Raw genomic sequence first — 23,277 nt, 5'->3', positions numbered from 1 at the left:
CATTGGTATTGCGGAGAGATGGATGTAGGGTGCTTTGCCTCCTACATCCATCACAAACGCGGCAGGCTAGATTCGGATGAGCGATCGCACCATATCCGCATTCATCCACCACGGCTTCCACCCATCCCCAAAAAACTTCTAGGCCACAGCGCCATCAACAGCCAACCATCCACAGCCCATGGGTTCAGCCCGCCCGACTTCAACCATTTTGAAAAGCATCAGTCGATACAGTTTCCATGCAGTCCTCGATTCAGGCCAGGGCCAAATGCCACAGTTTATCGCCGTATCGCGCCAATGGCACCTACTGTTTATCCCTCAGCAAAAGAAATGGAACTGAACCTTCCCTAGGGGGGAGATTTGTAACGTTGCGTTTTATAAAATTCCAGCCGAATTTATGCCTCAATCCCCTTGCAAACTGTGCCACTGCATACCACACTGGACTTGGAAGCAGTTAGCCATTAAGCCATAGTTAAGAGGGTATTGTGAAACGGGTATTAGCCATCATCCTGGGTGGAGGAGCAGGCAGCCGCCTCTATCCCCTAACCAAACTTCGCGCAAAACCTGCGGTTCCTCTCGCAGGCAAGTATCGGCTCATCGATGTTCCGGTGAGCAACTGTATCAATTCAGATATTTATAAAATCTACGTTCTAACGCAATTTAACTCTGCTTCTCTCAATCGCCATATCTCGCGAACTTATAGCTTCTCGGGACTGCACGAAGGGTTTGTCGAAATTTTGGCAGCGCAACTCACCTCCGAAAACCCCAACTGGTTTCAAGGTACTGCCGATGCTGTGCGCCAATACCTCTGGCTGTTTGAAGAATTTGATGTTGATGAATATTTGATTCTTTCTGGCGACCATCTTTATCGGATGGACTACAGCGACTTCATTCGTCGGCATCGTGAAACCAACGCCGACATCACCATTTCGGTGGTGCCCATGGATGAGCGTCGCGCGTCTGACTTTGGCTTGATGAAGATTGACGACTCGGGTCGAGTAGTCGATTTCTCAGAAAAACCTAAAGGCGACAGTCTAAAGCAAATGCAGGTGGATACCACCGTTTTGGGGCTTTCTGGCGATCAGGCCAAGGAAAATCCTTACATTGCCTCAATGGGCATCTATGTGTTCAAACGCCAGGTGCTGTTTGATTTACTGCGGGGTGGGCCAGAGCAAACAGACTTTGGTAAGGAAATCATTCCCAACTCAGCCGGAAAGTACAACATTCAGGCGTACTTGTTTAATGGCTACTGGGAAGACATTGGAACCATTGAAGCCTTCTACGAAGCCAACCTATCGCTGACCAAGCAACCGCAGCCAGCCTTCAGTTTTTACGACGAGAAGGCTCCCATCTATACGCGCGGTCGCTACCTGCCACCGTCCAAGATTCTGAATGCGAATGTCAGCGAGTCGATGATCAGCGAAGGCTGCATTCTGAAGGATTGCCGCGTGCATCACTCCATTCTGGGAATTCGCTCTCGGGTTGAGGCTGGAGCCGTAGTCGAAGATAGCTTGATTATGGGCTCGGACTATTACCAACCGATGGCCGAGCGTCAAAGCAATTGCGATCAGGGCAAGATCCCAATCGGCATTGGGGCCAATAGCACTGTTCGTCGCGCCATTATCGATAAAAACGCACGCATTGGTTGTGATGTACAAATCATCAACAAAGACCGAGTTGAATCGGCTGAGCGTGAAGACCTTGGCTTCTACATTCGCAACGGCATTGTCGTGGTGTTTAAGAATGCAACGATTCCAGACGGAATGATCATTTAATCTGTTTGGCTATTTCCCAAGGGAAAGGGGAAGGGCGATCGCCCTTCCCCTTTCCCTTGGTGGATGAAGATTTTGTCTGAGTTAACGTTAGTTTTAGTTGAGCCACAGCCCCTAGCTAAAACTGGCATTCTCATTATGACGGCAGTCGCTCACGGTGGCTCAGAAGAGGCATCTTTCCATCGCTAATAGCCGACTGGCGGCGAAATATCCGTAATTCGAACTGGCTAGTGTTTAGAACGGCATTGGTTTCATACCAGTCTCCTCCCAAGCGATCGAACAATCCAATATTTTGATAGTTTTCATGGCGCTGACCCAAGTCCAAAATCAGTGTGGAGACCTCACTTTTCTCCTCATCCGTCATGACATCCAAGTAAGTTGGAAACAGAACCGTTTCTACACGCTTACGAATGGCATAGTACGGGGCAAAATCACTATACACAAACTCTTGAGGGCTGATGTGGGCTTGCACAAACTGTTCAACCCGCTCATAGTTACGATCTTGCCAGTGCCATAAACTCGGCACTAAATATCTAGGCAAACCAGGAACACCAGAAGCGAGCAGTAAGATAACAACAACCAAGCTGCCTGAGCGGCGTAGTAACGAGTGTTGGAATCCGGCTAAGGTTGAGCCAATGCCGATGCTGAGAGGAATAATGGCCATCCAGGCATAGTATTCAGGATAGTTACGCAGCAGGCCCATTACTAGAGGGACTGCCAATCCTGCCAACAAGCCAAACCCCAAAGGGGAACGCCATTGAAACTGACGGTTTGAGCGTTGGATGAATGCCAGAGCGATCGCCGCTCCCATCAGCAACAAGAAGCTACCATCCTGAACATACCAAGTAACAATTCCCCGGAACCGCTCCTCAAGAATTGGGATGATATTCATCAAAACAAACAGCATCTTCTGGGTGACGCTGGCATCTTTGGCCGAATCGGGAACAATGTTCAGCCCGCTGAGCGTATGTCCACCGACTGTTTCAATGAAGGTATCTAGCACCCCATAGGATGAATAAAGAGCAACGGCTGCTATCAGCCCCAATGTTATTCCCACTACTACCTGAACGAATGGCTTGAGCATGGGTTTGCCCAAAAATGGAAAGAGCATAGCGGCCAAAATGGCTACATAGGGAACCAGGTGAAACCCCGATAGTGGAATGAAAAAGCCGATTCCAATTAAAGCGATGGTTCGAGGCAATGAAGGGGCGAATGTGTAAGCCAACAGGAGGGCAGAAAAGAGAACAATGGCCAAACAGTCATAGCGCCCCGACAAATAATTGAAACTCACTCCATAGCTGAGGAGAATTAGGCCAAGCAGAATGAAGCGATCGCGCATCGTTGCAACCAATTTGAGCCGTTTAACAGACCACCATATCAACCCGATCGCCAGGGAAATGAAAAGGTAATTGAACAGCCGCGTTGTAGTAATGTGCAAGCCAAACAGTTTGAGCCAAACAAACAACAGCAGGGCATACAGCGGTGCATTACAGGCCCAAAACTCATCCCGGGGCTGATAATACCAAGCTGATGATGTGAATCCATGGCCCAGGAAAAGATTGGCCGCAGGATCAGTCAACAGCACCTCATCCATCCATACGGGCCAGAGATGTGCCGATAGTGCTGTAACGGTGATTAGGAAGACGGCCAATATGGCTATTAGCAAACAAAATTCCCAATTCGATAGGTTGCGATCCCTATTGGAAGGAGAGTTTTCCTTTCGACGAGCTGCGAAAATCAATTCCAAAACCATCGGTTTTCTCCAGTGTGTGGATATCGGTAAGAGCGATCGCACCCACAAGAACAGACATGAATTGCTATGCAGTTGGTTTGAACGAAATCGAGTTCGTAAAGTAAACAGTTTCACAGCACGAACAACCATTACAGACCTGTTCTAAACGAAGCCTGCAACAGCACTCAGAGTATTGAAATGAACAACTTAAAGGTTTTGTCTACGAGAATCATTGGCATCCATACAAAACCTTCGTTAGGAATGCCAAACTTGATTGGTCAAAATTGAATAACTAACAGAAACGGACGCTTTTCGAACGGTAGCTTGAGTTACAAAATAGATTCTCAAGTCGATATCAGCTGTCTACAAAACAGTAAAAACCACGTTGCCATATTGCAAGTAATAATGCGAGAAGATTTATTTGAATTTCATATAAGAATTCGAAACAGAGAAAAAATAATAAATTAAAGCCTTCTGTTGTCGTGCATACAACTCCTTTAATGTTTTTGTTAATTGATAAGTAGCTGGACTTTGGACTAACTGAGAGAGAAAACGGCAGTGAGTGCTTGCACCAACTGCCGTAAGGTCAATGAAAATACCAATTGTCATTGACCTGATGATCTTCGAACAACTCAGCCAATTTCGCCAGAGTGTATACGAGCAACTGGGTAAAGCCAAAGATGCGGTGTTTGAGTTAATGGATGCGGCATTAACCAGCATCAGCACCGTGTCCTTTGTCGGCCTGTGCCAAAGTCCAGTGTTCCGGCGGCAATGGTCCAGTGTCTATGCCGCCTTGCACGATAGTCGCTTGCCACAAGCAAGACTGATGCAGGAGCTCGCCAGGAGAGTCGATACGGCTGAGCAGCCCATCCTGGCTGGAGACCGCACCTTTTGGCCGCGTCACGATGCAGCGACGCTCCAAGACCGAATCTTTGACCACGACAGTCGGCAAAAGAGCGCCGTCGGGCAAAGTTATAGCACGCTTGCGTGGATTCCCGAGGAGAGTGGGAGTTGGGCCTTACCATTACGCCATGAGCGCATCAGCAGCTTTGAGACACCGGGGCAACGGGCGGCCTTTCAGTTACAGCACGTGACTCGGCACCTGGAGCGCAGACCGTTAGCGGTGTATGACCGAGGCTATGGCAATGCCAAGTTTGTGCATCAGACGGCTGTAATTGAAGCAGACCTGTTGCTGCGTCTGGCGGCCAATCGCTGTGTCTTTGGTGTGCCTCCTGCCTATGGAGGACGAGGGGCCCCCCGTAAGCATGGCGTGAAATTTAAGTTCAAAGACCCGACGAGTTGGCCAGAGGCGACCGAGACGATCGCAGTGGATGACCCTCACTATGGTCGAGTGCAGTTGATGCGGTGGAGCCACTTCCACTTCAAACAATCCCCCAACCGCGATATGGACATCATCCGAGTCGAAGTCATTGAACCCGTCGGTCGCAAGCGCAAGTTTCAGGTGCTGTGGTTGGCCTGGTTGGGTCAGACCTGGCCGGGGTTACAGGGACTTTGGCGCATCTACCTGCGGCGCTTTGCCCTGGAGCATTGGTATCGCTTGGCCAAGCAACGATTACATTGGACCCAACCCCAACTGAGTTCCAACCCGGCCTTAGAGCGGTGGAGCTTGTTGGTGGTGTTGATGACCTGGCAGTTGTGGCTGGCTCGCAATGAGTGTATAGATACTCCTTTCCCCTGGCAGTCTCCCCAAGATAAACTAGCTCCAGGCCGCATTGTTCAGGGATTCGCCAGCATTTTAGTTGCGATTGGTACTCCCGCAAAAGCGCCCAAACCCCGTGGAAAATCACCCGGCCGTGCTACTGGGCACTGCCCTTCCCCTCGTTCTCACTACCCAACGGTCAAAAAACGAGCCCGCAACCGCAAACAGGCTAAGAAGGTACCGAAATCAACGACTGTACCTGCTGCGTAAAGTCCTGATTTCGGCCTTCTCTGTCATCCTGCTCAACTCACGAAAGTGGTTGAGCGATTTCCACCTGCTCCTACTGCCTTAGTCCAAACTTCAGTTGGTAGGCAACCATTATTTAACAGAACCTGAGTTTTGGATAAGCAAAAATGGGCATTTCTGAGGTTTGCGCGACGCGCAAACCTCAGAAATGCCCTTATCCAAAACTGACATTAGACTACGATGAAGCCACGCCTGTTAGAAGAAAGCAGGCTGATGACGAATCAAGCTCAGAAATTCTTCGCGAGTACGCTGATCTTCTTGGAAAGAGCCGATCATGGCGCTAGTGACCGTCCAAGAGCCAGGCTTTTGCACACCACGCATGACCATACACATGTGTGTGGCTTCCATCACCACCGCAACCCCTTGAGGCTCCAGAATTTCTTGAATGGCTTCGGCCACTTGGCGAGTCAGGCGCTCCTGCACCTGCAAGCGACGAGAATACATCTCCACAATGCGGGCAAGTTTACTAAGGCCTACCACCTTTTGGTTGGGAATGTACGCCACATGGGCACGGCCCATAAAGGGCAGCATGTGGTGCTCACATAGGCTGAAGAAATTGATGTCGCGTACCAACACCATTTCGTTGTGGCCTTCGTCGAAGATGGCCCCATTCACCAAAGATTCCAAGGATTGGTTGTAGCCACTGGTCAAAAACTGCATGGCTTCTGCAACGCGCTTGGGAGTTTTGAGCAATCCTTCACGCTCTGGATCTTCACCCACCGCTAACAGCATGGTGCGCACCGATTCCATCATTTCATCCATGCCGACCTCAACTCGACCATGGGGTGCAGCGAGTGGGGTGGTAGAGCGATCGGGACGAACATCGATCGCCTTGGTGTCTGGTTTCACATCAGAGCCAGTGGCGATCGCGCCATTGTTAGCCAGAGCTTGGTTCGAACCATTAGAAGACGCAGTAGTCATAAAGTAAATCTCGAAGTATCTGCAGTTGTAACAAACGTGACGACCCTAGAGCGTTCCGGCGCTGGGAAGCAGCATGAGCTCCTCAATCACTGCTCCGGGTGGAAGCAGAGCAGCGTAGAGAATCGTTTGGGCCACGGTTTCAGGGGTCATCATCTTCGAGCGATCGAAGTCGGCCTGAACCGTGTCGGTATCCCAAATAGCAGTATTCACAGCACCGGGACTAATAATGGACACCCGAATACCATGAGCGCGTTCTTCGGCGGCAAGCGTTTTGGAGAGGGAAACGAGCCCAGCCTTGCTGACGTTGTAGGCTCCCCAACCCGGAAACGCTTGATATCCAGCCACAGACGCAATATTGAGAATCGTGCCTTGGCCACGCTGCCGCATGCTGGGCAGCACCGCCTGAATGCACAAAAATACACTGGTTAGATTGAGGTTGAGCGCTTGCTGCCAATCGGCCAAGGAGGTGGTGAGCAGCTCACCCGTGTAGCCCATGCCTGCATTATTCACCAACAGGTCAACAGGCCCAAAGTCAACTACGATCGCCTCAATCTTTTCTTTCACATGAGCGAGATCCGCCAAATCAACCTCGTAGGGTTTTACGGTCACGCCAAATGCACTGGCCTCTTGGACAACGGAGTCTAACCGCTCGCGCGATCGCCCAACGAGTGCTAGATGAATACCTGCTTGCGCAAACGCGAGAGCCGTTGCCTTACCAATACCACTACTGGCTCCAGTAACTAAGGCACGAAGAGATTTTGAGGAGGTCATGAACGCAACAAATCCTCAGTGAACAATCAACAATGACAGTTTTTTTGAATCGGTGATGATGCTTGCGTGAATGCAATCAACCCTTGCAAAGCCTGGAGCCACGGGAGATATTTGTACAGACTCAGCCAGACTCAGCGTAGGACGGACGAATCTATCAAACAACCGCAGCATCACACGTTAATCAGGCATCCTGAACCCAAACGAAACGGCAAAACCATTAGTCTCGGAAAAACTCTCTGAACGCTTGTCCACCATTGCAAACCATTTGCAGGCGACGAGCGAGGAATAACATATTGGCTCACCAGCAGGGATACCAACGTCCAAAAGGAAACAGCGAAGTGCTCAGCCTGTTGGTACCGGAGCCACCCTCAAAGGAAAAATGATAAATCGTTAAAACTTGTTAACAAAAGCGATTATAACATCTGTATTTAGGCGACTGCATTTTCAATTGAGCGATTTCCTCCCTCCCATGATTACGGATATCAATAGTTAAGCAAGACAAATTGCACAGAAGCACGGTTCGCAGAAAGCACGGCCCAAAAGAAACAGGGCGCAAAGGCCATCTATGCAAAGTCATCCATGCAAGCCAGAATGTTGATACTCACACAGCAACCGCAAATCATCCGATCGAACCATCGCACCAAACTTCGGCGATGCGAGGCGGACGCAACCATGCGCTCAAAACGGTCGCAATTCCTCAATCTCACGGTCTAGGCAGACGCCTCGGCAAACATACCAATCTGCCGGAATTTTTGGTACCGCTGCTCTTTGCGCTGAGTTGGTGAAAGAGCATCGAGGTCGGCCAAGTTTTTCAAAATGGCATTTTTTAGCGTTGCGGCAGCGGCCAATGGATCGGAGTGCGCTCCACCAATTGGCTCTGGCAAAATGTCATCAATAATGCCCAGGTATTGCAAATCCTGTGCGGTAATGCGAAGCGCTTCGGCAGCCTGGGGCGCTTTGCCAGCATCTTTCCACAAGATGGCGGCACAGGCTTCGGGACTAGCCACGGTGTATACAGAATGCTCAAACATCATAAGGCGATCGCCCACGCCAATTCCCAGCGCACCACCCGAACCGCCTTCACCAATCACCGTGGAGATGATGGGCACATCCAGTCGAAACATTTCTCGCAGGTTATAGGCGATCGCTTCGCCCTGCCCCAACCGTTCAGCTTCTACCCCAGCATAGGCACCCGGCGTATCAATAAACGTGAGGACGGGCATTTGAAATCGGTTGGCGTGGTTCATCAAGCGCATGGCTTTGCGGTAGCCACCTGGGGAAGCCATGCCAAAGTTGCGCGCCACATTATCTTTGGTATCGCGGCCTTTTTGATGCCCCAACAGCACCACCGGACGACCCGCCATCCGCCCAACGCCACCGACCAACGCTTTGTCATCAATGCCGGTGGAGCGATCGCCATGTAGCTCAAACCACTCATCCGTCATGGCCTGGATGTAGTCCAGAGTGCTGGGACGACGAGGATGCCGCGCCACCTGGAGCCGCTGAGCCGGAGTCAAATTCTGAAAGATGTCTTGACGCAATTGCGCCGCCCGAGCCTCTAGCTTACGAATTTCGTCTGAAACATCGACTTCGTTCTCTTCTGCCAAGTCCCGAATTTGAATGATGCGTGACTCCAACTCGGTCAATGGCTTTTCAAAATCTAACAGAGGACGGCGCTCGGAATTGCTCATGGTGAAACGTTTGCTTTTACTGCTTTTACTAAAGGGAATTGCGCGAAACCCAAAATCGCTTGACCGTACAAAATTTTATCAATCGAAAGGACGTAGCGTGTGCCAGGGGCCAAATCCCTTCTCAACTTGGGGTGGTTCTACCTAATTCGCTAACTTTCGTCGTGCTGTCCGGCGCGTCGTCCCAGTTCGTATACTCCAGCACCCAAGCATACAATCATTCCGACACTTAAAGCCCAGCTTCGTCCCAAGCTCAGCTCTACGCCATAGTTCAGCAATCCACCAGTAATTAAAAACGGCACGATGCTAAATAGCGACGCATAGAAAGCATTTTGGGATTCGCGGGCGGCTTTAGTTTTCTCAAATTCATCTTGGCTGGTGTAAAGCGATCGCTCGGCATAGTTGAACCAGCGCTCAAGTTGGTGAATCACCCAATCGCTTACAGGCGAAAACCCCAAATAGAGTGCTAGCGACCACAGCCCAATGGCCGCAACCGTTGCTGCATCCACATGGAACCGAAATGGAAATAGGTCTTGAAACATAGCGTACCGAGCCGCACCAATTGCGAAGAGATCGCCCACAAGGCGGAACTTTACTAATTGTAATGGTTCGGTTGGGGCAATCCAACTCATTCGATGGCATGACGACAGGGCGATCGCCCTATGTCATCCTAAAAGTAGGGTTCAAAAACCCGACTGACGCTCCATTTGGAGGCGATTATGAACATTAAAACTGCTGTCGCTGCAATGGCACTTTTCACTTCAGTTGTGTTGCCGTTGCCAGCCCAAGCCGATAACCCATTGCATACCGAGCAACTGCTCATGACGGGAGCCTGTGCCAACTGCGACCTCAGTGGCATTGACCTAACCGGCCAACATCTGATCGGGGCCGACCTGCGCAACGCAAACCTGCGGGGCACCAACCTATCGAACGCCAACCTGGAAGGTGCAGATCTAACTGGAGCAGACCTCACCGGAGCCAACCTCGCCGGAGCTTTTGCAACGAATGCGGTGTTCAACGATGCCGACCTGACAGCGGTGAATATGGCTGGGGCCGTTGTTTACAATGCCGAAACTGACGGAGCCATTTTGACCAACATTAACCTGGCAGGGGCCGAAGTTTCGGGAAGCGGCATCAACGTTGGTGGCGACTAGTTCGCCTTAGGGTGCAACCCTAGCTCAACACTGTTAGCCCAAAATTCGGCTCATAAACACGCGATCGTCAATGGGTAATCCGTAGTCTGCTTCTTGCTGTTGAATTTCTCTCAGAGCAGGCGTGAGGGCCGAATCATCCATCAAACGAAAGCCCAGCTTGGCATAGAACGGTGCATTCCAGGGAATATCACGAAAGGTGGATAGAGTCATTTCCTGACAGCCCTGCTGCTGTGCCCACTGGCACACCGTTTCCACCAATGCTCGTCCCAGTCCCTGACGACCGTGCGCTGGCAACACATCCAATTCCTTAAAGATGCGCTTGCTGGCCCAATACTTGAGCGATCGCCCAACCCACGGGCTCATCCGCTTTATCTACAGCAACCCAGGCACGACCTTGGTGAATATAGGGTGCGATCGCCGCTTCAGGCATGGGTTCACTGCTAGCAATAAATGCAAAAGCGGTGCCGCAAAACCGCTGAGCAGCCGCCCTTTCAATCGCGTTAAAGGCAGGCAGTTCCTCCAACCGCGCCAACCGAATTCGATAGTTCATCTAACCCCACCAAAATTCGACAGTCCTATTGTCTATTTTGATGCCATTAGGACTGACGCACTGCATTCGAAAAACCAGGGGGTTGAAGGATGTTTGGAGCACTTAACGCTCCAAACATCCTTCACCTGCGTCAGTCTGGCCATCTTCAGATGGGCGGAGTTTGGCAGGGCACTTGCGTCACAATAGAAGGCGTGGTTCATGAGTGTGACTATGCAGGTTCTTGAAGCGCAGAACCTTCGGAAAAGCTATCGCGAAAAAGGGAAAGAAATTACGGCGGTGCGCGATGTATCGCTGCGGCTGGATGGGGGCGAGGTGTTGGCCTTTTTGGGGCCAAACGGCGCAGGCAAAACCACCACCATCAAAATGATTGCAGGGCTAATTTTGCCGGATAAGGGCCATGTCACCATCGCGGGACGCAATCCCCATCGCGACAATCGGGCGCTGCGGGGCTTGGGAGCCGTGCTGGAGGGGAACCGCAACCTTTACTGGCGGCTGACCGCTGCCGAAAATTTGGAATACTTTGGGGTGTTGCGGGGGCTGTCGCGGCGGGTGGCTCAGCAGCGGGGCATGCAGTTGTTGGAACGGTTTGGGCTGATGGAAAAGCGCAAAACCGTGGTGCAGGCGCTCTCGCGCGGGATGCAGCAAAAGCTAGCGATCGCCGTTTCTCTGATTCACGACCCGCAACTACTACTGCTGGATGAACCTACCTTAGGGCTGGATGTTGAAGCCACTCAGCATGTGAAAAGTCTAGTGCGGGAGATTGCTGCCGAAGGTCGTGCCATTTTGCTGACGACGCACCAGTTGGATATTGCCGAGGAATTAAGCGATCGCGTCGCCATCATTCAGCGAGGTGAAATCATTGCTGAGGAGCCCACCAGCGAGCTAATTCGCCAGTTTGCAGGCACGGCCTACCGCATTGAACTGGATGCCGAGATAGATGAGCAGCGGCAGAGCAAACTCGATGCCTTGGGTATTGTAGTCAGCGATCGCACCGTGATTGTGCGCGATAGCAGTCTGCTATATTCCGTCATGGCGATTCTCAATCCATTACCGCTGGTCAGTGTCGAAAAAGATCAGGCCACCTTGACCGACGTGTTTTTGAAATTGGTGCAGCGCTAATTGATGCTCAGGCTTAGGCATCCATGACTCAAGCAGCCATACCAGAACTGGTGGTGATGATTGGCCTGCCGGGGAGTGGCAAGTCAACCCTGGCGCAGCAGCTGGCCGGCGCAACGGGTTGGCCCATCGTCTCTACCGATGCGATTCGGGCACAAAAGTTTGGGGATGAGGCGATACAGGGGGCGTGGCCAGTCATATGGCGAGAGGTGCAGCGCCAGTTGGCTGAAGCCGTGCAAACTCATCAGTCCGTGATTTACGATGCCACCAACGTGGTTCGCAGAGAGCGGCGACGAATTTTGCGCCGAGGCCGCGAGTTGGGATTTGTGACAGTGACTGGCCTATGGCTGGATGTACCGTTGCAGGTGTGCTTGCAGCGCAATGGCGATCGCCCACGCCAGGTACCCGAAGCTGTGATTGCCCGCATGCATCGACGGCTTGTGGGGGCACCCCCCAATGTGCTGGATGGGTGCGATCGCCTCATTCGCTGCGTTGATTCAAGAGAACCGTGGCCCCTGGCCTTCTTTCAACCGCAAAACCCAGCCACACCCTCTCTCAGGTAGGGAAATCTCGCCCTTACAAACTCCCCAACCGAACTTCCAGTTTGCTAAAGCTTTGGTAGGGTTGGATTAGCATAAACTAACAAGCACCAACCATCTGGATGCATTGTGTGGGCTCAATACCGTCTCTAGTCACCCTAGAGATTTCTAGATTGCTAGCGGGCGATCGCCCATCCTTATCTCTGTGAACACTACGTCCAAATTCCAGGAGATGTCGTGAATGGCCTCGACTGATTTCAAAGATTATTACGCCATTTTGGGAGTGGCCAAAACTGCTTCGCCCGACGAAATCAAGCGAGCGTTTCGCAAATTGGCGCGTCAGCACCATCCCGACCTCAACCCTGGCAACCAGGCAGCAGAAGCCCGGTTCAAAGAAATCAACGAAGCCTACGAAGTCCTATCTGATGTAGACAAGCGGCGCAAGTACGACCAGTTTGGTCAGTACTGGAAGCAGGCAGGCGGCTTCTCGCCCGGTGGGACTGGCGCACCCGACCTTGGCGGATTTGATTTTGGCCAATACACCTCGTTTGAGGAATTTATTAACGAGCTATTGGGACGGTTTGGTGGGCCAGGAGCCGGAGGCTCACCCTACGGCCAATCCTATAGCCAGTCCTACGGGCAGCAGCGGCCGGGCTACAGCGGCTTTGGATTTGACACAACAGGCGGTTCGGGCACCGCTGGAGCTGACCTGGAATCCAACTTTACGCTGACCCTGTCGGAAGCCTTTCACGGAGTGCAAAAACGGCTCAGCCTGGGCAACGAGGTCATTGAGGTGCGCATTCCGGCTGGGGCCAAACCCGGCAGCAAAATTCGCATTCGGGGCAAAGGCCAGCGCAGCCCCTATGCCAATGGTCAACGCGGCGACCTCTATCTCAAAATCGATATTCAAGCCCACCCTTTCTTTAAGTTTGAGGGCGACAACTTGACCTGCGATGTGGCGATCGCCCCCGATGAAGCCGTACTGGGTGCCGCTATTGAAGTACCCACCCCCGACGGCATGGTGACCATGAATATCCCCGCTGGAATTCGCTCTGGGCAAACACTGCGGCTACGAGGCAAAGGTTGGGTCAGCCCCAAAGGCGATCGCGGCGACCAAATGGTGAAAGTCGTCATCACCCCACCCAAAGACCTCAACCCCACCGAAAAAGAACTGTACGAAAAAATCCGTGCCGCCCGCACCGAAGACCCGCGCAAGAACTTGCGGAACGTTCGAATGTAGGGAGTAGGGGTTAGGGACTAGGGGAGGAAGTAGGGAGTAGGGGTTTGCTGAATGGCGGCATTAGCGGCGCTAACGCTATGCGAGGTTACTCTTGCCTGTCTTTCCCCACTCCCCACTCCCGTTTTTCCCTAGTCCCTAAATCCTAATCCCTAGCCCCTAACCTCTATTCCCGACTGACCAACAGTACGCATGCGGCGGCAAAGGCGTAGGCGATCGCCCCGACGATGATGCCGGAGGTGGTGGGCAGGTTGCCAAAGCGGCTGAAGAAAATCGACGTGCCGATTGCGGCTCCACCAAAGTAGGTGCCAGTGCCAAGCCCGGCTTTGTTGGGCGGCACTAGGGACAAGGCGAAGGGTAAGCTGCCGTTGGAAACCAGGCTAAAGCAAGCTCCAAGCGCGATCGCCAATATTGCCGCAACTGCCACATTTCGCACCATCAGCAAGAGCAAAACACAGACGGCGATCGCGCTCAATCCCAACAACAGGGCGCGAACATTGCCCAGGCGGGTTGCCAGGGTGCCAGCGGGAATGGCCGTAATGGCGATCGCCACAAAAATCAGCGCCAAAATCATGCGGTCGTCGGCATTGGGCAACTGGCTCAACACCGCTGGAAATACCTGCATCATCAGGCGAAACCCTACCGCAACTCCCATTCCCACGCAAAACAGGCCGACCAATCGCCCCAGCAAAAATCGCCAGCGAATGCGATCGCTCCCCGGAACCGACGAGGTGACAAGCATCGGCTCTGGTGGATGCACGGCCCGCAGCACCGCCGCCGAGCCCAACAGAACCCCCGTTCCCAAGCCAAAGGTGAGCGGCGCGCCCAGCTGCACCAACCGCTCGCTAGCAAAGGGAGCCACCGCACCCACCACCGCACCCACCAGCGTCAAAATGCTCGCCGCCTGGGACAAATTCGTTCCGATCGCATAGCGGCCCAAAAGTGACAGTGCTGGACTGCGAAACACCGTCATCGCCAAGGCCCAGGCGATCGCAATAAAAATAAGCACCCAGCGGGCAATGGGCGAATTGGCTCCAAAAATGGCGATCGCGGGCAACCCCAAAAACAGGACCGATGTGAGCGCCACCCCCGCCGAAATAAAGGGAAAGCGGCTACCCACCCACCGCTGCGCCCGATCCGAAAAATTGCCCATGAGTGGTTCCATCAATGCTGACAGCCCATTCTCAATCAAAATGAGCACCCCAGCGAGAACGGCAGAAACGCCCACTGCCGTGAGCAATTGTGGGATGTACAGGTTGTAGATCACCCACATAAGCGCGATCGCCCCTTGCACGGCTGCCAACGCCCACACCTGCAACCACAGCACACGAGCTTGGGGTTTATACTCCATTGCCACACCAGGAAACCACTATCCGAAACTATATACCGTCCATTTCAGTTCGTCCCTATTTTGCCCCTGTGCGTTACATAATCCATCGAACCTGTTCATCCGGCTTTACGATTGCTCAACAGTGCGCTCATCCATCGGCCAAAACTAAAACATTTGTATTCTTAGATAACTTCGGGCTACCATTTGACCAGGGTTTTGGGAAATTGCTCCATGCTCGATTTGGTTCAGCTTGCTCGCCAACTCCAAGATATTGGCCAACACCTCACCAACGAAGCCACCGCCGCCCGCAAACGGCTGGAACTGGCTCAACGGCTGTTGCAAGAAGCACGCGATCGCCAGCCCGAACTGGTGGATTTGCAGAACCAGTGGCGCGATCGCCTGGGGTTTGCCTCTGCGGAACCCATCGAGCCATTGGATACGAGCCGTCAAATTGTAGCCGCGCCGCCCATCCATACCGTCCTCGCCACCGATGGCTCCCAAATTGCCCCCAGCCATCATGAAATTGCCTACTGCTACCTCATCAATGTCGGGCGCGTGGTGCTGCACTATGGGCAAAACCGCCATCCCTTGCTGGACAGCTTGCCCGAAGTCTTTTACCGAGCCGAAGACCTCTATAGCGCGCGGCAGTGGGGCATTCGCACCGAGGAGTGGATGGGCTATCGCAGAACTGTTTCCGAGGCGGTAGTTCTTGCCGAACTGGGCGATCTCGTGAGTAAGGCTCAAACAGGTTCCTCCCCGGCCGCCTCTCGTATCGGTCATCCGGCGATCGCCATGGTGGATGGCTCTCTCATCCACTGGTTTTTGGAAGGCTTACCCAATGAAGCGCGCGATCGCATTTTGTCGCCCATTTTGGCTGCTTGGAGTCAATTGCAAGCCCAGCACATCCCGCTGGTTGGCTACCTCAGCGCCGCCCGCAGCGGAGAAGCGCTCAATTTTTTGCGGCTGCACACCTGCCCCAGACCGCAGCCCGACTGCCAAACCCACTGCCCCGGCCAAACCGATGGTGCCCCCTGCCAGGTCTTTGCCCCCCTGCGCGATACTGCCATGTGGGAGTTGTTGCTAGAACCCGGCCAGCGCAGCGCCCTCTGGCGCAGTTCTGCCAAAATTTTGGACTGCTACGAAGCGCATCACGTCTACTTTTGCTACGTGCATATGGGGGCCGAGGTCGCTCGGGTAGAGTTTCCCGCTTGGGTTGCCGAAGATGCCGACCTGCTGAACACGGCCCTCAGCTTAACCATGGCTCAGGTGCAAAAAGGGTATGGCTATCCCGTGGCCCTAGCAGAAGCCCACAACCAAGCGGTGGTGCGAGGTGGCGATCGCGCTCGTTTTTTTGCCCTGCTGGAGCAGCAAATGATACGGGCTGGGCTTCGCAATATTGGCACCTCGTATAAAGAAGCGCGCAAGCGAGGCAGCATTGCCTAGAAGCGGCCTCCGGATTTGGGTACGATAAGGCCGGATGAATGTTTGGTAGGCCAGCCCACCCGGAGGTGACCGCATGACCCGCCCCCTACGATCGCTCGCCCAGGCCGGAGACCCCGATGCGATCGCCCAATTGCTGAACCAAGCGCTACAGCCGTACTGCATTTCTGCCAAGGTTGCAGTCGAACAGGGATACCTGTGGATTACCCTGGCCGCCGACCCTGTTCCAGACTTAACCCTTGTTGCGCCCCTCATTTTGCGGGGCTTGGTGCAGTTGCAAAGCTCAGCCTTTCACACAGTCCATCTGCAAGGACACCGCAGCGGCGATTCGCTCATTCTGTGGAATGAGCACTACTCGACCCAACCCCAAGCCCTACTCAAAACCCTGGCCCAACTGAACGACCGGGGGGCGATCGCCCATCTGCTCACTCGCGCCGTAGCCCACAAGCACTACACCGTCCACATCGAGCAAGAAGCCACCCATCTCCACATCACCCTACGTAGCGAGCCACCGCCCGAGCCCTTTACCGCCACCGTGTTGCTGCAACGCGAAATCGACACCTGGCACCATCCCACTCTGCATCGCATCGAAGTTACCGGGCAGGATGCGTCTGGTTGCACCCACTGGCACGAAACCGTGCCGCTCACCTCACCCAACCCCAAACAATCATCCACACCTGCCCCACCTGCCCCACCTGACAGCGCTTCCTCCATCGAGCGATCGCCCCTGCTCACCAGTTCTCAGCCACCCTCCCACGCATCCCCGCCCGCCGAATGGACCTTCAAATTTGACCCGCTCAAGCTGGGGTTCATCAGCTTTTTGCTGATCTACGGGGTGATGAACGCGCCCTCTTACACCGTCAGCGACTTCATCAACGGCGTGAATTGGCTGATGGGTTTTTTGCATGGGGTGAACCTCATTTTTCACGAAGCGGGGCACATGCTGTTTTTGCCATTTGGGCGATTGATGCATTTGCTGGGCGGTTCCCTCATGCAGGGGTTGGTGCCTGGTGGCATTGCCGCCTACTTTTGGCAAACCCGCCAGCCCTATGCTGCCGCCGTTGCCCTGTGCTGGCTAGGTGAGAACTTTTGGGATGTGTCCATTTACATCAAAGATGCACAGAATCGGATGCTGCCGCTGCTGGGGGGCGAAGGGGTCCTGCACGATTGGCATTTTATTCTGTTGGATTTGCGGTTGCTGCCCCACGACCAGCTTATTGGCGGTACGGTATATCAGCTCGGCATCCTGATTTATGCGTTTGCGCTGTTCATGGGGGTGTTTTATGCGCAAATTCAGCGCGATCGCCCAATCCCGCCGAATCCATCCAGCCCAACGATTCACTCCAGCGGCTCCATCCATCGCTAAGAGGCCAGTTCAGCGTGCGGGTTTTGGGTGGCCTTCAAGATGCTGCGACTGAAACTGTGCGCATTTGGCCAGCCACCGAGCGGGAACGTCTGGCATTGCCCCCCAATGCAAATGCACATAGGACGCATGCACCTGCCGGTATTGCCAACCTTCGTCATAGGCGGCGGAGTGTGGGTCATAACCCCGAAGTTGGTAGAGCGGTTGGGCTGGCTCAGCATTGAGGCTAGAGCGATGAAACTCGTGGCCCCATACGGTAGCACCCGCCTTGAGCAAGGGAGTATCCCCCTGGGCGATCGCCCGTCGATATCCCAACGTCAGTCGCTTGCCCATGTGGGCTTCGGTTGGCAGACAGCCCACCATCGGCCATCGCTTACCATCAAAATCGACGATGGCCCGACTCAAATACATCAACCCGCCGCACTCGGCATACACAGGCAGACCCGCCTCGACCGCAGCCCGCACTGCCGCGATCGCCCCTCCATTCTCTGCCAAGGATTCGGCAAACATTTCTGGGAAACCTCCGCCCAGGTAGAGTCCACTCACAGGGGCGGGCAGCGTGTCCTCCATCGGACTCCAAAACACCAGCTCGGCGCCAGCTTGTTGCAGCGCTTCCAAATTTTCGGGGTAGTAGAAGTTGAAGGCGCGATCGCGGGCAATGGCGATTTGTGGGGGAGTGGAGAGTGGGAAGGGGGGAATCGGGAGTCGGGAATCGGGAGTCGGGAACTGGGAGTGGGGAGTCGGGAGAGACAGGAGGGGGAGGAGTTGGGGCCAGTCGAAGCTGTGGGTGGCCAGGGTGGCGAGGCGATCGCGCACGGTTGCAAACTGGGTCAGCTCCTCGGTAGGAACGAGACCTAAATGGCGATCGGGCAGGGTAATGTCGTCGTGGCGGCGCAATACTCCAAGAATCGGCAGGTTGAGCGGCTCCAACGCCTCGGTTAGCAAGGTGAGGTGTCGATCGCTACCGACTCGGTTTAGCACCACTCCGGCAAGGTATACCTGCGGATCGAAACTGCGATATCCATGGGCGATCGCCGCCACCGATCGCGATAGGCGCGCACAGTCCAAAATCAGCAGAACCGGCAGGTTCAGCAGCTTCGCCACGTGGGCGGTGCTGGCCACATCCGCCACACCCGAAGCCCCATCAAACAGGCCCATCACCCCTTCTACCAGAGCATAGTCTACCGCCTGCGTATGCTGAGCAAAGCACTGCTGCACATAGGCTTCTGAGGTGAGCACCGGGTCTAAGTTGCGACAGGGCCGCCCGGTCACCGCCCGATGAAACATGGGATCAATGTAGTCTGGCCCGACCTTAAACGACTGCACCACCGCCCGCTGCTGCTGTAGATAGGCCAACAGCGCCAGTGTGATGGTCGTTTTGCCAACCCCGCTGCGATCGCCCGCAATGATTAACGCCATACCGTCAACTTCGCAGCCCTCATCCCTTGTCCATACAGATGGCTCACTACATGGGCACCTCAACCCAATGCCCAGCCTCATGCGACTGGTGCGTCAAATCCATGAGCAGTTGCGAATAAATGCCCTCTCGCAAAGACGGAGCAGTTGCCTGACCTCGATCAATATCCATCAGCCAGTGATCCACCACGCGAATAAACGGAGCCAGGCGTCCATCGGGATAGGTTTTGGGAAACTGCAATCGCTCCGGAATCTCGACCTCAGCCAAGGGTTTCCCCGTCGGAGCAGCCCACAGTTTAAAGCCATGCACATAGTCACTTTGGTTATCGCTGCCAAGAACCAAGGTGCCGCGATCGCCATACACCTCTACCCAGTGGCCTCGCCCGTTGAACGTCACCGCACTCAGCGCCACTTGGCAGGGCGTTCCATCCGCCAGTTCCAGCATTACATTTGCCGTGTCATCGGCATCCACAGGTTTTGGCTCGCCCGTGGCCGGGTCAGGTCGGGTGGTGATGGTCGTGCTGAGCCGACCGCTGAGCCGCCGCACCGGGCCAAATAGCCACGCCACATAGTCAAACGTGTGGGAACCCAGCGCCCCCAACGCTCCCCCTCCCTGATCTTTTCGGGCATACCAGTTCCAGGGACGCGAGGCATCGCCCCGGCCCGACACCAGCCAGTCAATCTTGATGAACCGCTGTTGGCCGACAAAGCCCTCGGCTAGCAGTTCGGCGAACCGCTGCCACGCAGGCACAAACCGAAACTCAAAATCTAACGCTGTAATGGCATTGTGGGCGATCGCCAACTCCTGCAACTCTCTCGCCTCGGCCACCGACAGCGTGGTGGGCTTTTCGAGCAGCACATGTTTGCCCGCCTGCAACACCTGCTTCGCTTGCTGGTAATGCAAAAACGGCGGCGTTGAAATGCTGACCCCCTGCACATCCGGTAGAGCCAACACCTCCTCTATCGTGGCGCAAGCATGGGGAATTTTGTGGGCCTGGGCGACCGCTTCGGCCTTGGCGCGATCGCGATGCTGCACTGCCACCACCTGAGTTCGATGGTGTGCCTGCAACCCAGGGATGTGAATCTTTTGTCCAAATCCCGTGCCCAACACCGCAACACCCAGCCGCGCCTCTGTCATAACCGTCCTTTTTTCTTGGGTTCAACCAACACGCCCCCTATGCTACCCCGAAGCGGGAACGCGTGCAGGGTCACTTCCGGGGGCGATCGCCCCGTTAGGGAATGCGCGTTCTAAACCGCACTAGGCCCAATCCATTCACCGACACATTGCCCACCTGCACAAACACAGCACCGTTATTTTCATTGGGACCACACACATCGGGCAACGGAGCCAACGGCGAGAAGAACCGACTCGCATCCGTATCCGCCGCATTAGTTTGGTTGCTAGGCGCAGTCGTGCCCGGTGCCCGGTACTGAATTCCCTGCCCTGCGGCATAGCCATCGGGCAAAAAGTTGGAGTTGATGGGAATTTGGTCGCAAATTTGCACATTCAGGGCCGGAGTAGAACCATCCGACAAGAAGTAGAGCGTGTACTCCACCTCGTCGCCATTTTGCAACTGCACATTCGGGGCGATCGTCACCACCCCCACCGGGGTCAGTCCTGCCGCATCGAGCGCATTGGCACTGGCCGAGTTGTTGACGAACTGGCCCACATTAATTCCCGGCACAGGCACCCCATTCCGATCGACTCGAGTAATGCGCTTGACCAGCCGCAGGTTTGGATCGGCCCCAAAATTGGTCACCGTGGGAATGCTGTTGTTGCTTGGATCACCATCGCCATCTGGGTCTGGGCTGGGAGTGGGCACATCGGTTTGATCGGTCGAAATATCGGTTACCGGATCGCCATTGGGAGCCGTACCGTTGCCCACCACGTTATTGTTATACGGCCCCAGAAAATCGCCAGGAGTGACCAAAAGGGTGAACTGAATGAACGCCTGTTGACCGACGCCCAAGGTTTCCGTGCCAGATAACAGATTGCGATCGCCATTGCCGTTAAAGTTAGGGTTGGTTAAGGTGAGCGGCCCACTCACCAGGGTGGGTGGCTCAATCACCGACAGCGCATCTGCCTGGTTAAATGCACTATCTGGACTACCAAACAGGTTTTCTGTTAATTGCAGATTGGCGATCGGCTGATCGCCCAAATTTTGCACCTGTATCGTAAACGGCACATCAAACGTGCCATCGCCATTGCTCACCACCGTGCCTCTGGCCTTGGAAATTCCCAAAATTGGCCCAATCGGGTCAACGGGTAGAGTAATACTGTCACTTTCGGTGCGGTTGGGGCCAAGGCCAACACTCTCTCCATCATCATCCACGGGGTCTGTCACATCGTTGGGACGGGTGATGGTGGCGGTGTTCACCACGGTTGTTCCCGGCACGACCGTTCCTGTAATGGTGTAGGTGACTGTACCGCCCACCTGGAGAGCAATAGTGTCGGCGATCGCATTGCCCTGGCCATTCGCTGTACAGCTCGACCCCGCCGAGGCCACACAAGTCCAGCTCACATTCGAGACTTCTGCTGGCACCGTATCGGTAAACTGCGCCCCGGTAATGATGGGGCTAGAGCCTCCTAACGCTGCGGCGATCGCTTCATTGGTCACCGTTACGGTATAGGTAATATTTGTTCCGGCGATCGCCCCGCCTTTCTCAATCTTAAAGTCTGCCGTCCGAACAGTAATGCCCCCCGGCAGGCTAATCGAAGGACCCGGCACCACAACCCAGGTGTTAATCCCCTTGTTGTTACCAAACCCAGCCGTATAGCTGTGCGCCCCCGCCAGACTATCAATCCCACCACCTTCCAAGGGACGAGGAGTCCGAATCGGGTCAGGCGCGCCCGCTTCTCCTTCAAAGGCACCATCGTCGTAATACACGATAGAACTATCTGGCCCAGGCGAGGTCAATCGATTAATCACAAATCCACTGGGATTGTCTTCCGCATCAATCAGCGGAAAATGCACCTCACCTGTAGCCAAGGTCAAACTGGCATTAAAGGCAGCCGTTCCCGCCGGAGCCGGGTTGCCATCGCCATCGGTGCCATCCCAGGGCACCAGGTTCAGACCCGCCACCGTTTGGGTAAAGATTTCCACATTCGTCACTCCGGGGGTGGCAAAGTCAATCACCAGGCGGGCTGTTCCTGGCCCCGACGAGTTGAAACTAAACGTGCCACCCAGGGGGCTATTGCCCGACGCCCCTGCCGTACCTTCACTGCCTGTAAAACTAAAGTTGGTGGGGGTGGGGGGCTGCTCTGGCAGTGTGCGCAACCACGTGTTGCCTCCCAGTTCGCTAGCGGCCAGGGCGCTAGGCGGTAGGGTAAAGGCAGGCCGATTGAAGAACAGCTTTTGGGTAATGTCGCGGGTGGCTTCGTTATCGGGCAGGCCAGGATTGTGAACTAGCAAATCTCCAGCCGCCACCGAACCGTAGAAAGGGTTGCCGTCAGGATCGAGAAAGCCTTCGCGATTGGCAAAGAAGATAAACCCAAAGGGCTGAAGGTCAATCGAGTCAAACTGGTACTCATAGCCATCGCGGGTAAGGAAGAAGATTTCATCGGCCGCGAAGGGCGCATTAAAGGCCCCCAAATTCAGCGCTAGATAGTTCGTAAATACTCGACCGCTCACGGCAGTTCCACCTGCACCCAAAGCTCCGCCTGTACTCACCGTGGCATCCCAGGCAGCTACCCAGCCCACCCCAGCCGCCTGAGTCCATGCAGCACCCACCCCCAATGGCGGCGGATCGAGCTGGTTGTCGGGATCGGGGCTTTGAAAATCGATTTCCCAAATCCCTGTGGTCGTTACAGGAACGATACAGGGCACATAGCCGCCAACCGCACCCGATCCAGCTAGTTCCTGTGCCCGGTTGGCAATCAGCCCCACGCCAGCAACACAGGCTCCGGCTGCTCCCAGTGGGTCGCGGTAGGCAATGGTTGCGCCATCAATCCCGGTTGCGCTGGAGCCAAGGTTGATGGTTTCGCCCACTTCGGCGTACACCTTGATGGTGGTACGGCGCAGAATTCCCGAGGTGGGGTCGTTGTCGTTGCGAAACTCAAGATAGGGACGAGAGCCAATTCCTCCGGGGGGATTGAGGTCGATGCTGCCCTCGGCATAGGCGGGCTGGGCGATCGCCCAACTGACCAACATCACCACACCAACCCACAGGCCCCAAGACTGCAACCGTTGTGCAATGCGGCTTCCCCAGTAGGTTGTGGCTCTCGTTCGCAGGTTTCTCATGGTCGCTTGGGTCGGGTGTGACGTGAAGATAAACAGGAAGGGGA

At 54.6% G+C, this 23,277-nt stretch carries 20 protein-coding genes; 9 read left to right on the top strand and 11 right to left on the bottom strand.

What is annotated here, in order from left to right; translation table 11 throughout:
* Positions 1-18 precede the first annotated feature (18 nt).
* Both ACQ4M4_RS09555 and ACQ4M4_RS09550 read left to right on the top strand, forming a co-directional pair.
* The gene (locus ACQ4M4_RS09555) at positions 19-348 is read left to right on the top strand and encodes a hypothetical protein (RefSeq protein ID WP_430684263.1); all 330 of its coding nucleotides are present in this window, start codon (positions 19-21) and stop codon (positions 346-348) included.
* A 134-nt stretch (positions 349-482) separates the two neighbouring features.
* Positions 483-1,772: a glucose-1-phosphate adenylyltransferase gene (locus ACQ4M4_RS09550; protein WP_430684262.1), complete on the top strand. Its 1,290-nt coding sequence runs from the start codon at positions 483-485 to the stop codon at positions 1,770-1,772.
* A 133-nt stretch (positions 1,773-1,905) separates the two neighbouring features.
* Here the strand turns inward: ACQ4M4_RS09550 and ACQ4M4_RS09545 are convergent, their stop codons facing one another.
* Complete coding sequence (locus tag ACQ4M4_RS09545; protein ID WP_430684261.1) at positions 1,906-3,435, bottom strand: hypothetical protein; 1,530 nt, start codon at positions 3,433-3,435, stop codon at positions 1,906-1,908.
* Positions 3,436-4,090: 655 nt separating this feature from the next.
* Here ACQ4M4_RS09545 and ACQ4M4_RS09540 point away from each other — a divergent pair.
* A complete protein-coding gene (locus ACQ4M4_RS09540; RefSeq protein ID WP_430684260.1) occupies positions 4,091-5,431 on the top strand; it encodes an NF041680 family putative transposase in 1,341 nt (446 codons plus the stop codon).
* 231 nt (positions 5,432-5,662) lie between these two features.
* Here the strand turns inward: ACQ4M4_RS09540 and folE are convergent, their stop codons facing one another.
* From folE to ACQ4M4_RS09520, 4 genes are all read right to left on the bottom strand, one after another.
* Positions 5,663-6,388: a GTP cyclohydrolase I FolE gene (gene folE / locus ACQ4M4_RS09535; protein ID WP_430684259.1), complete on the bottom strand. Its 726-nt coding sequence runs from the start codon at positions 6,386-6,388 to the stop codon at positions 5,663-5,665.
* A gap of 45 nt (positions 6,389-6,433) precedes the next feature.
* The gene (locus ACQ4M4_RS09530; protein ID WP_430684258.1) at positions 6,434-7,159 is read right to left on the bottom strand and encodes an SDR family oxidoreductase; all 726 of its coding nucleotides are present in this window, start codon (positions 7,157-7,159) and stop codon (positions 6,434-6,436) included.
* Between the two features lie 710 nt (positions 7,160-7,869).
* A complete protein-coding gene (locus ACQ4M4_RS09525) occupies positions 7,870-8,850 on the bottom strand; it encodes an acetyl-CoA carboxylase carboxyltransferase subunit alpha (protein WP_430684257.1) in 981 nt (326 codons plus the stop codon).
* A gap of 149 nt (positions 8,851-8,999) precedes the next feature.
* The gene (locus ACQ4M4_RS09520; protein WP_430684256.1) at positions 9,000-9,479 is read right to left on the bottom strand and encodes a hypothetical protein; all 480 of its coding nucleotides are present in this window, start codon (positions 9,477-9,479) and stop codon (positions 9,000-9,002) included.
* An 87-nt stretch (positions 9,480-9,566) separates the two neighbouring features.
* Here ACQ4M4_RS09520 and ACQ4M4_RS09515 point away from each other — a divergent pair, with 87 nt between their 5' ends.
* Positions 9,567-10,001: a pentapeptide repeat-containing protein gene (locus ACQ4M4_RS09515; RefSeq protein ID WP_430684255.1), complete on the top strand. Its 435-nt coding sequence runs from the start codon at positions 9,567-9,569 to the stop codon at positions 9,999-10,001.
* A gap of 33 nt (positions 10,002-10,034) precedes the next feature.
* Here ACQ4M4_RS09515 and ACQ4M4_RS09510 read toward each other — a convergent pair whose 3' ends face one another.
* Together ACQ4M4_RS09510 and ACQ4M4_RS09505 are read right to left on the bottom strand one after the other, a co-directional pair.
* Positions 10,035-10,364 (bottom strand): GNAT family N-acetyltransferase, encoded by a 330-nt coding sequence (locus ACQ4M4_RS09510; RefSeq protein WP_430684254.1) that lies wholly within the window; start codon positions 10,362-10,364, stop codon positions 10,035-10,037.
* Entirely contained in the window at positions 10,309-10,551 is a 243-nt protein-coding gene (locus tag ACQ4M4_RS09505) for a hypothetical protein (RefSeq protein ID WP_430684253.1), read from the bottom strand. Before ACQ4M4_RS09505 ends, ACQ4M4_RS09510 begins: the two co-directional genes overlap by 56 nt.
* Positions 10,552-10,761: 210 nt before the next feature.
* Here ACQ4M4_RS09505 and ACQ4M4_RS09500 point away from each other — a divergent pair, with 210 nt between their 5' ends.
* The 3 genes from ACQ4M4_RS09500 (at position 10,762) to ACQ4M4_RS09490 (ending at position 13,446) form a co-directional block, all read left to right on the top strand.
* Positions 10,762-11,670, top strand: coding sequence for an ABC transporter ATP-binding protein (locus ACQ4M4_RS09500; protein ID WP_430684252.1), 909 nt, complete (start codon positions 10,762-10,764; stop codon positions 11,668-11,670).
* Positions 11,671-11,693: 23 nt separating this feature from the next.
* Entirely contained in the window at positions 11,694-12,230 is a 537-nt protein-coding gene (locus tag ACQ4M4_RS09495; protein WP_430684251.1) for an AAA family ATPase, read from the top strand.
* Positions 12,231-12,447: 217 nt separating this feature from the next.
* Positions 12,448-13,446 (top strand): DnaJ C-terminal domain-containing protein, encoded by a 999-nt coding sequence (locus ACQ4M4_RS09490; protein ID WP_430684250.1) that lies wholly within the window; start codon positions 12,448-12,450, stop codon positions 13,444-13,446.
* Positions 13,447-13,609: 163 nt separating this feature from the next.
* Here the strand turns inward: ACQ4M4_RS09490 and ACQ4M4_RS09485 are convergent, their stop codons facing one another.
* Positions 13,610-14,794 carry an MFS transporter gene (locus ACQ4M4_RS09485; RefSeq protein ID WP_430684249.1) on the bottom strand — a complete coding sequence of 395 codons (1,185 nt, stop codon included), beginning with the start codon at positions 14,792-14,794 and terminating at the stop codon, positions 13,610-13,612.
* Positions 14,795-15,004: 210 nt separating this feature from the next.
* On the opposite strand from ACQ4M4_RS09485, the gene ACQ4M4_RS09480 reads away from it, so the two are divergent.
* Positions 15,005-16,216, top strand: coding sequence for a DNA double-strand break repair nuclease NurA (locus ACQ4M4_RS09480; RefSeq protein ID WP_430684248.1), 1,212 nt, complete (start codon positions 15,005-15,007; stop codon positions 16,214-16,216).
* Between the two features lie 73 nt (positions 16,217-16,289).
* Complete coding sequence (locus ACQ4M4_RS09475) at positions 16,290-17,579, top strand: hypothetical protein (protein ID WP_430684247.1); 1,290 nt, start codon at positions 16,290-16,292, stop codon at positions 17,577-17,579.
* 9 nt (positions 17,580-17,588) lie between these two features.
* On the opposite strand, the gene ACQ4M4_RS09470 is transcribed toward ACQ4M4_RS09475, so the two are convergent.
* From ACQ4M4_RS09470 to ACQ4M4_RS09460, 3 genes are all read right to left on the bottom strand, one after another.
* Positions 17,589-18,995 carry a cobyrinate a,c-diamide synthase gene (locus ACQ4M4_RS09470; RefSeq protein WP_430684246.1) on the bottom strand — a complete coding sequence of 469 codons (1,407 nt, stop codon included), beginning with the start codon at positions 18,993-18,995 and terminating at the stop codon, positions 17,589-17,591.
* A 46-nt stretch (positions 18,996-19,041) separates the two neighbouring features.
* Positions 19,042-20,130, bottom strand: coding sequence for a Gfo/Idh/MocA family protein (locus ACQ4M4_RS09465; RefSeq protein ID WP_430684245.1), 1,089 nt, complete (start codon positions 20,128-20,130; stop codon positions 19,042-19,044).
* A 94-nt stretch (positions 20,131-20,224) separates the two neighbouring features.
* On the bottom strand, positions 20,225-23,233 hold the full coding sequence (locus tag ACQ4M4_RS09460; RefSeq protein WP_430684244.1) for a hypothetical protein: 3,009 nt from the start codon (positions 23,231-23,233) through the stop codon (positions 20,225-20,227).
* Positions 23,234-23,277: the final 44 nt, after the last annotated feature.

The organism is Leptolyngbya sp. AN02str (assembly GCF_050565595.1).
GTDB lineage: Bacteria > Cyanobacteriota > Cyanobacteriia > Elainellales > Elainellaceae > Kaiparowitsia.
Note: the sequence above shows the minus strand (reverse complement) of the source record. Positions and strands in the feature narration are given on the sequence as shown.